This window comes from Pollutimonas thiosulfatoxidans (assembly GCF_004022565.1).
GTDB lineage: Bacteria > Pseudomonadota > Gammaproteobacteria > Burkholderiales > Burkholderiaceae_B > Pusillimonas_D > Pusillimonas_D thiosulfatoxidans.
In genome coordinates this window covers 2,685,732-2,699,652 of record NZ_CP022987.1, presented here as the reverse complement: position 1 = coordinate 2,699,652, position 13,921 = coordinate 2,685,732, and the positions used below count along the sequence as shown (strand labels likewise).

Below are 13,921 nucleotides of genomic sequence, written 5' to 3'. Positions count from 1 at the left end.
GCGTCATCGTTGCTGTGCGGGTGGACGCGTGTTTTGTCCGTACGCCTTCTTCGTGCACCGATACCTACCGCAAGCTATGTTAATTGTTACCGAGCTGCTGATTATAGAGGTATTGTAGTTGCTTCCGCATCAGCGCAAGCTTATTGGATATTAAGTTACGGGCTTGCGGAGTCTAAATAGATAGCTTGAGATCACTAAAAACGCTCCGAACGACAGGCCCAGTAGCATTCCGGCTAGCACTATTCGCTTTTTACGTGGCTCAACAGGGCTCTTCGGGGTGGTCGCTTCTGTCTCTAAACTTGCAACCTCAATGCTTACTTCTGAGGGATTCAAGGTGGCCAATAAAGTCTTGTTTGTTAGTAGCAACGGCAGTTCAGGGATATAAGCGTCATCCTGCTCCCTGTGCTCGAGTTGTTCTAATTCTGCGTTCAGCGCGCTGGCGCCACGCAGGTATAGTGCAGGTGTTGCCCCAGTTGAGTCTCCGGTCGTAAAAACAATTGGCCACTCTGGGGGCGGTTTGATCAACCCAATCGACTCCGCAATAGCAAGCGCGTCGTGAAGGCGTGTGATACGGTAAAGTCGAGCCTTTCGAGCAACTTCGCGTACTGCCTCAATTTGGCGGTCTATTGCTTGCACTTTGCCATCCACTTTGCTGGTCAAACTCGCGAGCACTAATGCATTTGTCTCAGATATAGTAAATTTGACAAAGCGATTCGCCCATTCCGCAAGCGAGCTTGGGTCTGCTCCTCGCATCGTTACCGTGGTGACACGGCCGCCTGTAACGATCGGTGTCTCGACTACTAAGCTGGAGTTAAAGGTCTGCCATGCAGCATCAGGGGTACCGGAATCAGCTTGGCTGCTTAACGAGGGAAAATAATGCTTTTCGAAAAACTTGCGACGTATCGCGTGAGAGGATAGCTGCTCTACGAAATGGCCATACGCTAGGTCAGGAGTGATATGGTTAACGTCCCCGAGCTCAAACGGTCCGGTAGGGGGACCGGCCTGAAATACACTCGGGTAAGCGCTTACGAATAAGTTGTATTCCTTGACTGCCATCGTCGCAGGTGGCGTTGCGTGAGCTGATGCTTCATATGTCGGACTTACGAGCAGCGCGTACCCGAGCGCCGCGCCTGTCAAAAAGACCGTGCATACGAGAACGAATAGCTTGCGCGCCCACAGTTCTGTTACTAACTCCCGTATATCCACCTCGTCCGAGAGAGAGGCTTTCGATTGATTCTGTTCCACAGTCGCTCCGGACATATTTGGGGGACAAATGGAGATGTTACCATTAGGCGCCCATGTAATAACGACTCAGGTGATTCGCGGCCGCATTTATAGGCGGTCCCCGGACACAGTTTGGCTGATCATGTTCGGGCTACTTGCGGGCATGACGAACCGAATGCCACTATGACGCTGCTCGTTCTTGTACCAGACGATCAATGTTGCTCTGGGCACTTGCTTAACTCGGGCAGCGAAGCCCGCGGATGGCAGGTGTGTACCTCACCGCCCCGTACGCAGCAGCTTCGCGTTACCCTACATCAATTCTTTCCATAGCCTTCGGGACAGCATTGTGTATATCTACTGGGCGCATGCCAGAATGAGGTGATCAGCGCTCGGCATACTGCCGTGAATACGAGGCGCCTGTCTGATCAGGTGCAACCCACGACGGAGCGTAAAGAGAGTCTCCAATTGGACAGAAAGTACCTGCCGAGTCCAAGCGAGCTTTATCCCTCCATCGTTGAACTGGCGTGGTTTCTGGCGCATAGCAGGAAGGTCCCGCCGCCCGGCTGTTGGGAGAGTCAGCGAGAGTTCTCCCTCTCTTTTCTTCGGCGTGCTGCCTCTTTCTGCATGCCGGCCAGCAATGAGATCTGCGGATAAAAATGCAGTATGCGGTAGATATCGTCGTTGAGTTGGAACGCGACATCCGGCACATTTGGCTTGGCTTCGAGAAACTTGACTTCACTAGGACTGTTGAACGCTTCAATTGCAGCGTTCGCGATCTCCGTTAGACGTACATTCTGGATGCTGGCACAGATGTACTTTCCTAGCGTTCGGCTCTGAATTACGAGCGCAATTATCTGGGCAACGTCCTCCGTGTGGATGAAATTGCGCAGTGCGTCGTTCTTTCCGTAAATAAGCACATCCTTACCCTGCTCCACATTATCAATCAAACTGTAGAGAAATCCTTGATGCTTACGCTGCGAGTCGCCGACAGCATAGAGCTGCGATGGGCGTAAAATTGTGAGCGGCAAGTTAAATTGTGCGGCATGTAGTTCGGCCATCTCTTCCGAATGTCGCTTGGTCAACGAATATGCGCCGTAAAGGTGTGACGTTGTGTCGAGCTCAGCGAAGATGCTAGATATCTGTACAAGGTGCTTGGCGTTCGACCGAGTGGCAGCTTCACACAATTTCATCAAGCCCATCACGTTAACACTCTGAGCCTGGGCAATGTCCTCATAGCTCTTGCCGCCGAAATAGCTCGCCACGTTCACGATAGCATCTAAGTCAGCCGGAATTCGAAAGTCCTCTAACGGACTTCTGAGGTCTAGTCCAATGTCGCAGTGGGAGCGGCCCGCCGTCACCACGTTGGCAAATTTCTCCAACACGGCTTCAACGTCCGCGCCAAAGACGAGGTGCCGCCTACAATCATAATCTTCATCTGTAAACCTATATGTTCTTGTTAGATTACAAGGCTGGTTGCAGCTTCCGTCCACATGTCAGCGCAGTCTGGCTTCAGCCAACAGCCCGCAACTAAGTTCGGGATAATGGACTCCGAGCTGGCATAAGGCGTCGGTGATCGCTGAGGACAACTCCAACTTTTGAAGTTGTACTGTCGTGAAAGGCTTTAGAAAGATCCCTTCCATCGCGCACACATCATAGCCGGCGTCACTTAGCTGCGCATGAAGGGTTGCTTTCGAGTACAGGCGTTTATGCCCAAGCTCCAGATCTCCCTGACCGAGCGACATCATGTCATCAAGCAGTCCTGCAGAGTGTCCGAGCCGTCGGTGCATAGATTCGCCGTTTGGGACGCCGACAAAGACGCGACCTCCGGGGGCCAGGAAACGCTTGAACCGCTCTAATATCAGCGCCGGGTAATTCACGTGCTCGAGAATAAAGCCCATGACGATTACATCAAAGCGCTCATCTGTATTGAAGTCTTCAAAGTAGCTTTCGACTATAGTTGCTCGGCATGTCGGATGCTCCTGTCGAAACTTTTCAATGACGGCAGCGGAGCCATCGACGACGACTGTCCGCGCGAAATGTTGAGCGAATCGTAGGGTGGTGAACCCATGACCCACACCTAATTCGAGCACGTGTGCTTCGGGTACGACTCTGTCGATTATGCGCTTCGGATACCAGTTCAGAAGAAGATTGTTGTCGAAGCTATACGCGAACGTATCTTTGTATGCACCGATATATGTGTCCAAATGGTCTGACATGAAAGAGGCCCGAGTAAATTTAAGTTCAAGGCCACCATTCTAATTGCAGGCAGGTCACTAGAGCTAACGGCCGAATTGAGCTTGTTTGGAGCAGCAGGGACCCATTGGGGGCCACCTCGGCGCCTAAAAGTTCTGACAGGGAAAACGAGTGGGCAGATAACCCCCTATTGCCTCCCGCTACACCCCCGAGTAAAGCTCCATCCCCGCCTCGGGGGTTTGAGCCTGCAGTATCTGTCCGCTTTCCGACTCAGTGATGTACAGCGTCCTGCCGTCCGGGCCGCCGTACGCAATATTCGTGGTGTGATCGCCAACCGTCGACTGAACCTGGCCGATAGGCACGCCGCGGCGATCGAACAGCCAGACGATGCCCAGGCCGATATGCGCCACCGCCAAGCCCCCGGAGCGATCGACTGCCAGGCCATCAGGCCCGCCACCGCCGGATAGCTGGATGAAGTTGGCCACTTTGGCGATGGTGCCATCTACCATCAAAGGCACTCGCCACACCGCATTGGCGCGGGTTACGGCTACATAAAGCACGGTGCCGCTGGGGTCCAGGGCAATACCATTAGGGCTGGGGATATTATCCAGCAGGCAGTCTATGCGGCCGTCGGCACTGACCCGGAACACCCGTCCCGTCGGGTCATGCAGTCCAGTCAGCCCTTGGTCGGTGAAGTACAGGTCGCCATTGCGTGAAAAGGTCAGGTCATTGACCGCCTTCAGGCGCTCGAGCCGAACGCGGGTGACGAAGGGCGCGATCTTGCCAGTGCTCGGGTCGAACACCATGATGCCGTGCGCGTAGTCGGCGATAAAGATGCGGCCATCTTGGTGAATGGCCAGGCCATTGGGTTCTCCGTCATACTCCAGCGCGACAGAGAACTCTCCGTCAGGCGACACTTTGAAGATCCGGCCGTACGGGATATCTACACACCATAGTGTGCCGGCCCTATCGAACGCCGGGCCCTCTAGTAGGGAGTGCTCGGGCAGCGCGCCAGGCTGGCCATGATGCCACTCGGTGTCTTTGCCGGTTCGGCGCAGGTCATCGGGTAGCCGGGCGAAGACGCGGGTGGGAATAATGGGCGGTGCCGCGAACATCACGGATCAAGCTCCTTTCATGGCCGAGGGAAGCCACAATGCCAACTGCGGAAAGAAATACATCAAGAAGGCGAAGGCCACGATGATCAACGCGAATGGCATGGACGCCCAGGCCACTTTGCCCAGGCTGGTATCGCTGGCAATCGACTGTACCGCAAACAGGTTCAAGCCCATAGGCGGCGTCAATGCTCCCAGCTCTATGAAGATCACAATAATGACGCCTGACCATACGCCGTCGAAGCCCATGGCCATGAACGACGAGTACAGAAGCGGTACGGTCAGTAGCATGATGGACAGGCCATCGATGAACATGCCGACGATCAGGTAGATAACCAGCAAGAGCACAAAGAACATGAAGGGCGACAGGCCCATGTCTACCATGCTGCCGGCCAGGCCCTGGCCGATGCCCGATGTGACGACGGCGAAGTTCAATATTTGCGCGTTGATGGTAATGAACATGACGACGCCGCTGGTGATCGCTGCGTTGACCAGGGCTTGCTTGAGGCGAGCGCGTGTCAGCTCTCGGTACGCGCTTGCAAGCATCAGCGCAAAAAGACAGCCTAGCGCGGCAGCCTCGGTAGGGGTGACGATGCCGAAGTACATGCTGCCGATGACGGCCGCGATCAGCCCGATGACGGGCATCGAGTCCAGCGCCGCTCGAACCAATTGCTGATTTGAGGGCTGCGCTGTAATACGAGGCGCCAATTCGGAGTTGAAGCCGACGCGCACGGCAACATACAGCATAAAAATGCCGGCCAGCGTCAGGCCGGGGATGACGCCCGCCATGAACAAATCCAGAAGCGATACTTGCGTCATGGAGGCATAGACGATCATGGGTATGGACGGCGGGATAAGAATTCCCAAAGAGCCGCCACCCGTCAGTGTTCCCAAGGTAAGGCTGTCGGCGTAGCCGCGTTTGCGCATCTCGGGAATCGCGACGGACCCTACCGTCATGGCGGTAGCGACGGATGAGCCGGCAATTGCCGAGAAGATGGCGCAGCCGACGATATTGGTTTGGGCCAAGCCACCCGGCAGCCAGCGGAGTAAAATGGCGACGCCGGAATAGAAACGCCCGGCGATACCACTGCGCAAAATGATTTCGCCCATCAGAACGAACAGCGGTATGGACACCAGCGTAAAGTTATTAGTGGTGTTCCAGACGATGTCGCCCAGAGACAGCCAAAGGTCGGTGCCGGCCACCAAGGTGATGCCCAGGATGCCAACCAGCCCGATGCTGGTCCCGATGCCCACGCCGCCCAGCAAACAGGCAAGCAGCATGACACCATAGATGCTAAGGGCCAGTTGCCAGCTCATTCGTGTAGTGCCTGTCCGTAGTCGTCGTCCAGCTGCAGCGGTGTTGGTACAGGGCCTCGGCCCAAGGCCGCCCGCGTTTGCATGATGGCCGTATGCAGGAAGGCGATGGCCAGCAAGGCGAACCCCACGGGCATGACGATCTGCGGCAGGTAGAGAGGCGTTTCGGAATATTGCATGGAAGTCGTTTCAAAGACGATGCTGCTGTAGAAGGTGTCCCAGGTGGCTTCCAGCAGTATCAAAGACAAGATCGCCCCGGCCAAGGATGCAAGCCCGTCTATGGCTGCACGGGTGCGTACGGACAGGATGTTGCGCAAGGCATCGACCCTTAGAAAGCGGTCGGCCCGCTGGGCATACAGGAAGCCGCCCATGCTTACCCAGGTAAACAGATAGCCGCTGTATTCCTCGGAGATTTGGATGGAGGTCTTGAAGAACAGGCGTGCAGCAATTTCGGCGCACATCAAGACCATCATCAGCAGCAGCATATAGGCAGAGACCGACAGCGCCCCACGCCCCAGCTTATCCAGCCACCGTCCCACCCGGTAGTGCTTAGAGGCAGGCATCTACCGCACCCGCCAGCATCTTGCTGGCCATCTCGCCGTTCTTGGCTGCCCATGCTTCGCCTATTGGCTTGGCGGCGGCACGAAGTTTTTCCAGGTCGGCCGGGCTTACGTCCATCAGCGTCATGCCTTTCTCTTGCAATTGCTTGCGGGCGTCGCGATCGGCTTGGATCATGGCGGCGCGGTACTTGGGCGCCCATTCGGCAGCCTTGTCGACCAGTAGCTTTTTCAGGTCTTCCGGCAGCTCGCTCAGTGCTTTTTGATTAACGACCATCGCCTGGTGTGCGAGCGTGAGGTTAAGCATATAGCCCATCTTGGTCACTTCGTTAAACTTCCAGTCCAGTGCGGGAACTGCCGCCGTGAAGGCGCCATCAACCACTCCGCGTTGCAAGGCGGGTATGACTTCGGCGGGTGTGACCGTGACGCCGGCTCCGCCAAGCGCGGCCATAATATCGACTTGCTCGCGGTTCCACGCCCGCACCTTCAGGTTCTTCAGGTCGTCTATGCCCGTTATGGGCTTCACTAGCCAAAGCTGCTGAGGCGGCATGACCCACTGCATGATGGACTGCGTCTTGAACTTGTCGCCCAGCACTTGGTTGATGTCTTGCTCCATGGCTGGGGCGGCGTTGTCGTAGAACTTGTCGATAGACGTGCACGAGAACGGCATGGACAAGGCGTTCAGCTGCGGGACATCGCCGGCCACAAAACCGAAAGCCACATCGCCTATTTGCACCTGATTGCGCGCCACGGTGCGCAGCACATCGGAAGCTTTGTAGGGAAGCTCGCCGGATGCAAACACTTGGATGTTAAGGCGGTCTTGGCTGGCCTTGCTGACGTCCTCCGCAAAGGCCTTATGCAGGAGCGTGGGCTTGTCGTTGGCCGCGAAGTAGGTATAGAACTTCCAGTCGAATTGCGCTGCTGCCGCAGACACGGAAAAACCTAGCGCCGCTGTAGCGGCGATCAGCGATAGAAGGCGCGGTTTGGTATTCATGCTTGTCTCCTGAAAAGCCAGGGTAAGTGGCGTTCTGTGGCTTGATTTTTTGCCATCGTCGCACGCGGAATTCTTAGTGTCAACGCTTTATTGCTCGATTCGATCAATAAAGACTAGGATTATTGTGTTGATATGCCATAGAATTGAGTAAATCAGGCAATAACAGGAGATAGTGCTCGTTGTGGTCAAGAAAGAGACTGTCGAGACTTCGCCGCAGCTTCTTATCGTGGCGGATGATCTTTCGGGCGCAGCCGATTGCGCCAATGCGTGTCGGCAGGCTGGCTTGAACGCAAGCGTAAGGCTGGATGCGCTTGGTCCTGGCGGTGCCACCGAGTCGTCAGTAGCGGCCCTTTCCCTTGATGCCGATACGCGGGCGTGGGCAAGCGATCGGGCGGCGGAAGTGCACGCTCGCATTCTGCAGCGACATCTGCGCAAGGGTGGCCACCTATACAAGAAATTGGATTCGACCTTGCGTGGAAACATCGGCGCGGAGCTCGCGGCGGCCGTCGAGGTGGCCGGGATGGCCATCGTCGCCCCCGCTTTTCCGACCATGGGCCGCACCACCGTCAACGGCCACCAACTGCTTAATGGCGTGGCGCTTCAGCACACCGAGGTGTGGCGCCATGAGGGCCTGCAAGGTACGTCTGACTTGGTCGGCATCATGCGCGCGCAGAACTTAAACACGCTTGCAGTGGGTCTGTCTGACATCCGGGGCCCGGCAGATCTTCTGCGCAGTTTGTTCATCGACAGCGCTCGGCAAGGCAGGCAGGTGCTCGTGTGCGATGCTGAACGGGACGATGACCTTGCCCGTATAGCGCAAGCATCCTGGCAACTTCCGCTTCCTTGCTTCTGGGCAGGGTCCGCTGGCCTGGTCGGGCATTTGGCTACGGCGATCTCAACCGACCCCAGCGTCGCAAGCCTGCCTGTGCCGCCAGTTACCGGTCGCTGCCTGGTCGTCGTTGGAAGCATGTCTGGCATCAGTGCCGCACAGGTCGATCAACTGCGTCGCAAGCGTGCGATGCCGCTGATATCGGTATCCGCCGATGCACTGATGGGCGCAGAAGCCGATGCAGGTTGGCAGCAGGCGCGCAATGCCCTGGCGGCAGCGCTGTCTTGCGGTGATGCGCTTGTAGTAGTGTCGTCCGCCAGCCGGGCGGATCGAACGGCTGGCCCTGCCATCAGCAAGGCATTGGGTCGTCTGGCGGCGACACAAGCCAGCCACATTGGCGCAGTTATCGCAACCGGAGGCGAAACCGCCAGGGCGGTACTGCAAGCGCTGGGCATCAGCTCATTAAACCTGGCGGCTGAAGTAGAGCCCGGCGTACCGATTTCGGTCGCGAGCGGCGCTCGGACATTGCCCGTCATTACCAAAGCCGGAGCGTTTGGCACAGCGATGACCTTGGTCCGCTGCTATGACGCCCTAAGACCCTGAAATTCACCTGAGGAAGCTTATGTACCGCCCGATTATCGCTATCACTATGGGAGACGCCGCCGGCATCGGACCCGAGATCATTGTCCAGAGCCTGGCGCACCGTGACCTCTACGACCTGTGCCGACCCTTGGTCATTGGCAGCGTCCAGCGCTTGCAGGAAGCCGCGCGCCTGGTTGGAGCAAGCTCAAGCTTTCGCGCCGTAGCGCAAGTGGCTGACGCCGCTTTCGTCCCCGGCGAAGTCGACTGCTTCGACTTGGGCTCGATACCCGCCGGGCATCCCTTTGGCGAGCTATCCGCAGCTTGCGGGGACGCCGCTTATCAGTGCATCGCGCGCGCTGTTGACTTGGCTATGCGCCACGAGATCGACGCCATCTGCACCGCGCCCTTGAACAAAGAGGCACTGCACGCCGCCGGCCATCTCTATCCCGGGCACACCGAACTGTTGGCGCTGCTTACCGGCACGCCCGAAGTGTCGATGATGCTGGTCGCACCCAACTTGCGTGTAATCCATGTGACCACGCACATCGGATTGCTTGATGCCATCCACAAGATCGAACCCGGCTTGGTCGAGCGCACCATTGCCCGCGGCTACGACACGTTGCGCAGCGCCGGCATCGACGCGCCCCGAATAGGCGTATGCGGGATCAACCCGCATGCTGGCGAAAACGGCCTATTCGGCAACGGCGAGGAAGAGCTGAAGATCATCCCCGCCGTGCTGGCGCAACAAGCCCTGGGTCGCAAGGTGGAAGGGCCTTTGCCGGCCGACGCCTTGTTCTTTCGGGCTGCCCGCGGCGACTTCGACCTGGTGGTGGCGATGTATCATGATCAAGGCCATGCGCCAGTCAAAGTCATGGGGCTGGAGGCTGGCGTAAACGTAACAGTCGGCCTGCCTGTCATCCGCACATCCGTTGATCACGGCACGGCGTTCGACATTGCGGGCAAGGGCGTCGCCGACGAACGCAGTATGCTCGAGGCGTTGCGTATTGCCACCCAATTGGCCGGCCACAAGGCCGCCGTCCCTCAATAACCTGCCTATGTCATCGTTCAAAACCCGCGAGCGCCAACAGCGCATACTCAATCTGGTTCACAAAGGCGTTGCCGATGTCGAAGAGCTGAGCAGGCAGTTGGATGTGTCCCTATCGACCATTAGGCGCGATCTGAACCGGCTGGCTACCGAAGGCAGGCTTGTTCGCACCTACGGGGGGGCGGCGTTTGTAAGTCACGATCGCCGAGAGCAAACAGTGAACGAACGCATGCTTATGCAGCGTCAACAGAAGGAAGCTATTGCTGCCCTTGCAGCCCAACAGATTCAGGAAGGGGACACGCTCATTTTGGATGCGGGCACGACGACTGCGGCCTTGGCCCGATTGCTGTGTGGGCGGGGCGACCTGCATGTGATCACGAACAATATCGAGGCGCTCACCATACTGGCCAGCGACCCTGATATACGCATCACCTTGCTGGGCGGGGATGTGCGCAAGCTAAGCATGGGGTCAGTCGGGCCGCTTACCGAGTTGGCGCTGGCGCGGCTAAGCGCCGACAAGGTGTTTCTGGGCGCCGATGGCATCGTGGCCAGCCGAGGCCTGTGCGAGGCCAGCTCCGACCAGGCTTACCTGAAAGACAAGATGATGGAGCAAGCGGACGCGGTTTTTGTGCTGGCCGATTCGTCCAAGCTAGGCTTTGCCGGCCAGCAAGCCTGGACGCCGATGAACCGGCCTTGGACGTTGATTACTGATGGGGACGCAAGCGCGGATAAGCTTGGGCCTTTTCAGCAGTTGGGGAATCTTACGGTGCTGGTGGCTTGAGGTGTTGTGAATCCCTCCGGCTCCCGCTGTTCATGTCCGTGCGCAATACGCTGCTGGATGCTTTCGATGTGGTTGTACATCAGACGCCATGCCTCGTTGGAATCACGAGAGCGTATCGCTTCGAATATCGCGCTATGTTCTTTCCAGACCGCGATCAGTTCTTCCGTGGTCGCGGCCGCTGGTCTTAAGCGCCCCCACGAAGTTAGCGCTCTGACGCGGAAGACAGTTTCAAACACCGCAAACAGCAGGCTATTCCCAGCCGCGCGAGCCACCGCGTAGTGAAATTCATCCCCGATGGCCTGCGCTGCGGTTTCAGTAACGCTGTTATCCAGTGGGATGCAGGCGGCGATCTCCGTGAAGTCGGCCTCTGTCCCACGCAGCGCAGCCAATGCAGCAAGTCTGGGCTCTAGCGCCAGGCGCGCCTCGATGACTTCCGATGGGTGGGATTTGCGAGATAGTTGGTAAGCCATTTCGTCAGGGTTGGTGGCGTGCGGTCGCCCCAGAAATGTGCCTTTACCCACGTGCCGCCATATCTCGCCAGTGGACTCAAGCACGGCCAATGCCTGACGCAGTGCGCCTCGCGAAATCCCAAGCAATGTCGCAAGGTCTCGTTCTGCGGGAAGCTGTTCTCCTACTTTGAGACTGGTGGACTGCAGATACGCTCGCACGCGCTCAGCGTTGCTTATCCCGGCGTTCCCGCCGCGCGATCGGTGTGTCACGATGCGAACGATGCTCATATGGTCGGAGATGATTGGTCTATACCGGTACGTTAAACTGGCCTAATGATAAACCAGTTTCGCTCAGAGATCCGGCATCCATACAATCAGGCTATTAATTGGTCCAAAAATTGGTCTTGATTGGTCCACACGAACTTTCTCATTAAAGGAGCCCGGAATGACAGTTCAGGCTATTCATCACGTACCGCTACGCCCCGAGTTCAACAGTCCTTTTTCCGCGGCATACGCGGTGGAAGGCAGCCGCTTGTTGTTCCTCTCGGGTGCCGCGTGTATTCCGCCGTATCACATGCATCCACACGATCCGGTCGAAGAAGAGAAGTGGCTGTCGGGTGATTTTCGCCAACAGACCGAGGAGACCTTTAAGAATATCGAAGAGGTCTTGCGTGCTGATGGTGCCAGCTTCAAGGATGTCGTCAAAATGACGATCTACTTCACCGATGTCGGTCACCAAAACACGTTCAACGAAATTTCAAGCCGGATTTTTGGTAAAGAGAATCCGCCTGCGCGTACGTCAGTGGGCGTTGCCACGCTTGCGCATCCCAATCTGCTGATTGAGGTTGATGTGATCGCCGCAATCCCGCCGAAGCAAGCTAAGTAAAGCCATCAGGCCGACCAGCCATACAAGCATAACCAGGAGATAACTCATCATGACCAAAAGCCGTATATTGCCCGCGCACTCGCGCCGTACGTTCCTGACAGGGGCAGCCTCCGTCCTTACGCTGAGCGCCCTAGGTATGGTGCCTCCCCTGCGCGCACAGGGTGCGCCCACGACAATTCGGTACGCCACGGGTGGTGCGACTGGTCCGAACGAGATGGAAACCCTGATCTTCACCGACTGGATGCAGAAGAACGTATTGCAGGGATACGGACGAGACTACCTGGTGGATATGACCTATACGCGCGGCACCCCCGAAGCAGGAACCCTGTTGGCAGCCGGAGAGGCCGATATGGGCACGCTGTCGTTCTCGGTGTTCGCGAACTCCATCATTAAGGAAACCGTGCCGGGTGGCATAAAGGTGGTGGCCGACAGCAGCCGTGAAGGGCAGCCTGGCTATCACGCGGCCTCGTTCTATGTTCTTGAAGGCTCACCCATCAAGACCACTGAAGACCTGCGCGGCAAGCGCATCGGCATTAATGCATTTGGATCGGCTGTCGACCTGATGCTGCGGGCCAAACTGGCAAAGGACGGCATAGACCCCCGCAAGGATGTCCAGATCGTAGAGGTTACTTTCGCAAACCACGCCGCCGCGCTGCGTGCCGGGCGCATCGATTTGGGCGTCATCATATTGCCATTTTGGGCTGATGAGATTCCGACGGGCGATTTCAGATTGCTGTTTGACAGCAGCGATGCCTTTGGCACGTTCGCCACGATCTTCCACGTGGCAACCAATAAGTTCCTGGCGGAGCATCCCGCAGCAGTGCGCGCTTTCCTGGCCGACTACGTCCGTGGTTTGCAGTGGTTCTATGACCCCGCGAACCGCGAGAAAGCGATTGCATTGTGTGCCGAACTGACTCGCGCCTCACCCGAGAAGCTCAGCTATTTCATGACGAATCACGATTACTACCGCGACCCGAACGCTTGTGTTTCGGCCGAACTGATCCAGCGACCCATAGACGGCATGGTTGAGCATGGCTTTCTTGCGCAGAACATCAATGTTGCGGATCACTTCGACGCCAGCTATCTGCCCGGAGCCTGCACTGCATGAGCCAGATCTCAATCGCTCAAGTCGAAAAGTCCTACCAGACTCGTCATGGCTCTGTACTGGCCCTAGCGGACGTGAACCTATCTATTGCAGAGGGTGAGTTCGTGTCGTTGGTAGGGCCGTCTGGCTGCGGGAAATCCACCTTGCTGTATATGGTGGGTGGATTTCTCAAGCCAGATAGCGGCAGGATCGAGGTGGATGGCAAGCTGGTGCAAAAGCCGGGGCTGGATCGAGGGCTGGTGTTTCAGCAGTATGCGCTATTCCCATGGCTGACCGTGTTGCAGAACATCGCCTACGGACTGGAGGCGGCTGGCACGCCGCGCAAGCAACGCCTGGCCGTCGCCGCGGAGTTCGTCAGCATGGTCGGGCTGAAGGGTTTCGAGCATCGTTATCCGCGAGAGCTTTCCGGAGGTATGCAGCAACGCGTGGCACTGGCCCGCACGCTTTCCTACGATCCGAAGATCTTGTTGCTGGACGAACCTTTTGGCGCCTTGGATTCACAGACGCGTGAGTCCATGCAGGATGAGCTGCTGCGAATTTGCGCTTCCATGCGCAAGACGGTGCTTATGGTCACTCACGATGTGAACGAAGCCGTGTACTTGTCTAAGCGCGTCGTTGTCATGTCGCGCCGGCCCGGAACTATCGTAGACGAGTTTCCGGTCGATATTGACCGGAGCCAGGGCCGTGAAGAAATCATGCTTTCCGACTCGTTCAACGACATCCGGAACAAGGTGTGGCTGGCGGTCAGGCATCAGGCATCACCAGAGTCAGTGCTATGAAGGCAGACGTCCGGCCGCGGCCAATGTCTTATCCCGCATGGGGCCTCACATCCCTCATGCGTTCTCTGGGA

At 57.2% G+C, this 13,921-nt stretch carries 14 protein-coding genes; 6 read left to right on the top strand and 8 right to left on the bottom strand.

All coding sequences use genetic code 11. From position 1 onward, the window contains the following. Window positions 1–150: 150 nt before the first annotated feature. The 7 genes from CKA81_RS13155 to CKA81_RS13125 all read right to left on the bottom strand — a co-directional run bounded on the left by CKA81_RS13155 (window position 151) and on the right by CKA81_RS13125 (window position 7,394). Window positions 151–1,245, bottom strand: a complete 1,095-nt coding sequence (locus tag CKA81_RS13155; protein WP_164878402.1) for an LPS O-antigen chain length determinant protein WzzB — start codon at window positions 1,243–1,245, stop codon at window positions 151–153. A gap of 554 nt (window positions 1,246–1,799) precedes the next feature. Continuing rightward, window positions 1,800–2,606: an NAD-dependent epimerase/dehydratase family protein gene (locus tag CKA81_RS13150; RefSeq protein WP_164878401.1), complete on the bottom strand. Its 807-nt coding sequence runs from the start codon at window positions 2,604–2,606 to the stop codon at window positions 1,800–1,802. 111 nt (window positions 2,607–2,717) lie between these two features. Next, a complete protein-coding gene (locus CKA81_RS13145) occupies window positions 2,718–3,440 on the bottom strand; it encodes a class I SAM-dependent methyltransferase (RefSeq protein WP_128355680.1) in 723 nt (240 codons plus the stop codon). Between the two features lie 177 nt (window positions 3,441–3,617). Further along, entirely contained in the window at window positions 3,618–4,532 is a 915-nt protein-coding gene (locus tag CKA81_RS13140) for an SMP-30/gluconolactonase/LRE family protein (protein WP_128356798.1), read from the bottom strand. A 6-nt stretch (window positions 4,533–4,538) separates the two neighbouring features. Continuing rightward, window positions 4,539–5,846 (bottom strand): TRAP transporter large permease, encoded by a 1,308-nt coding sequence (locus tag CKA81_RS13135; protein ID WP_128355679.1) that lies wholly within the window; start codon window positions 5,844–5,846, stop codon window positions 4,539–4,541. Further along, window positions 5,843–6,406 (bottom strand): TRAP transporter small permease subunit, encoded by a 564-nt coding sequence (locus CKA81_RS13130; protein WP_128355678.1) that lies wholly within the window; start codon window positions 6,404–6,406, stop codon window positions 5,843–5,845. The genes CKA81_RS13135 and CKA81_RS13130 overlap by 4 nt, the downstream gene beginning before the upstream one ends. After that, window positions 6,393–7,394: a TRAP transporter substrate-binding protein gene (locus CKA81_RS13125; RefSeq protein ID WP_128355677.1), complete on the bottom strand. Its 1,002-nt coding sequence runs from the start codon at window positions 7,392–7,394 to the stop codon at window positions 6,393–6,395. The genes CKA81_RS13130 and CKA81_RS13125 overlap by 14 nt, the downstream gene beginning before the upstream one ends. Before the next feature lie 172 nt (window positions 7,395–7,566). Here CKA81_RS13125 and CKA81_RS13120 point away from each other — a divergent pair, with 172 nt between their 5' ends. The 3 genes from CKA81_RS13120 to CKA81_RS13110 are packed head-to-tail and all read left to right on the top strand — an operon-like array spanning window position 7,567 to window position 10,631. Next, window positions 7,567–8,826: a four-carbon acid sugar kinase family protein gene (locus CKA81_RS13120; protein WP_128355676.1), complete on the top strand. Its 1,260-nt coding sequence runs from the start codon at window positions 7,567–7,569 to the stop codon at window positions 8,824–8,826. 19 nt (window positions 8,827–8,845) lie between these two features. Beyond that, the gene (gene pdxA / locus CKA81_RS13115; protein WP_128355675.1) at window positions 8,846–9,853 is read left to right on the top strand and encodes a 4-hydroxythreonine-4-phosphate dehydrogenase PdxA; all 1,008 of its coding nucleotides are present in this window, start codon (window positions 8,846–8,848) and stop codon (window positions 9,851–9,853) included. Between the two features lie 7 nt (window positions 9,854–9,860). Next, a complete protein-coding gene (locus CKA81_RS13110; RefSeq protein WP_128355674.1) occupies window positions 9,861–10,631 on the top strand; it encodes a DeoR/GlpR family DNA-binding transcription regulator in 771 nt (256 codons plus the stop codon). Here CKA81_RS13110 and CKA81_RS13105 read toward each other — a convergent pair. Next, a complete protein-coding gene (locus tag CKA81_RS13105; RefSeq protein WP_128355673.1) occupies window positions 10,595–11,368 on the bottom strand; it encodes a FadR/GntR family transcriptional regulator in 774 nt (257 codons plus the stop codon). The genes CKA81_RS13110 and CKA81_RS13105 overlap by 37 nt on opposite strands. Before the next feature lie 157 nt (window positions 11,369–11,525). Here CKA81_RS13105 and CKA81_RS13100 point away from each other — a divergent pair, with 157 nt between their 5' ends. The 3 genes from CKA81_RS13100 to CKA81_RS13090 are packed head-to-tail and all read left to right on the top strand — an operon-like array spanning window position 11,526 to window position 13,850. Then, the gene (locus CKA81_RS13100) at window positions 11,526–11,966 is read left to right on the top strand and encodes a RidA family protein (RefSeq protein ID WP_128355672.1); all 441 of its coding nucleotides are present in this window, start codon (window positions 11,526–11,528) and stop codon (window positions 11,964–11,966) included. Window positions 11,967–12,015: 49 nt separating this feature from the next. Next, window positions 12,016–13,074 carry an ABC transporter substrate-binding protein gene (locus tag CKA81_RS13095; protein WP_128355671.1) on the top strand — a complete coding sequence of 353 codons (1,059 nt, stop codon included), beginning with the start codon at window positions 12,016–12,018 and terminating at the stop codon, window positions 13,072–13,074. Next, on the top strand, window positions 13,071–13,850 hold the full coding sequence (locus CKA81_RS13090) for an ABC transporter ATP-binding protein (protein ID WP_128355670.1): 780 nt from the start codon (window positions 13,071–13,073) through the stop codon (window positions 13,848–13,850). Before CKA81_RS13095 ends, CKA81_RS13090 begins: the two co-directional genes overlap by 4 nt. The last annotated feature ends 71 nt before the right edge of the window (window positions 13,851–13,921 follow it).

What these genes read in the sequence shown, in the direction of transcription:
- CKA81_RS13105 (WP_128355673.1), bottom strand. Translation starts at nt 11,368, where the DNA reads ATGAGCATCGTTCGCATCGTGACACACCGATCGCGCGGCGGGAACGCC.
- CKA81_RS13145 (WP_128355680.1), bottom strand. Translation starts at nt 3,440, where the DNA reads ATGTCAGACCATTTGGACACATATATCGGTGCATACAAAGATACGTTC.
- CKA81_RS13100 (WP_128355672.1), top strand. Translation starts at nt 11,526, where the DNA reads ATGACAGTTCAGGCTATTCATCACGTACCGCTACGCCCCGAGTTCAAC.
- CKA81_RS13140 (WP_128356798.1), bottom strand. Translation starts at nt 4,532, where the DNA reads ATGTTCGCGGCACCGCCCATTATTCCCACCCGCGTCTTCGCCCGGCTA.
- CKA81_RS13125 (WP_128355677.1), bottom strand. Translation starts at nt 7,394, where the DNA reads ATGAATACCAAACCGCGCCTTCTATCGCTGATCGCCGCTACAGCGGCG.
- CKA81_RS13095 (WP_128355671.1), top strand. Translation starts at nt 12,016, where the DNA reads ATGACCAAAAGCCGTATATTGCCCGCGCACTCGCGCCGTACGTTCCTG.
- CKA81_RS13090 (WP_128355670.1), top strand. Translation starts at nt 13,071, where the DNA reads ATGAGCCAGATCTCAATCGCTCAAGTCGAAAAGTCCTACCAGACTCGT.
- CKA81_RS13130 (WP_128355678.1), bottom strand. Translation starts at nt 6,406, where the DNA reads ATGCCTGCCTCTAAGCACTACCGGGTGGGACGGTGGCTGGATAAGCTG.
- pdxA (WP_128355675.1), top strand. Translation starts at nt 8,846, where the DNA reads ATGTACCGCCCGATTATCGCTATCACTATGGGAGACGCCGCCGGCATC.
- CKA81_RS13110 (WP_128355674.1), top strand. Translation starts at nt 9,861, where the DNA reads ATGTCATCGTTCAAAACCCGCGAGCGCCAACAGCGCATACTCAATCTG.
- CKA81_RS13135 (WP_128355679.1), bottom strand. Translation starts at nt 5,846, where the DNA reads ATGAGCTGGCAACTGGCCCTTAGCATCTATGGTGTCATGCTGCTTGCC.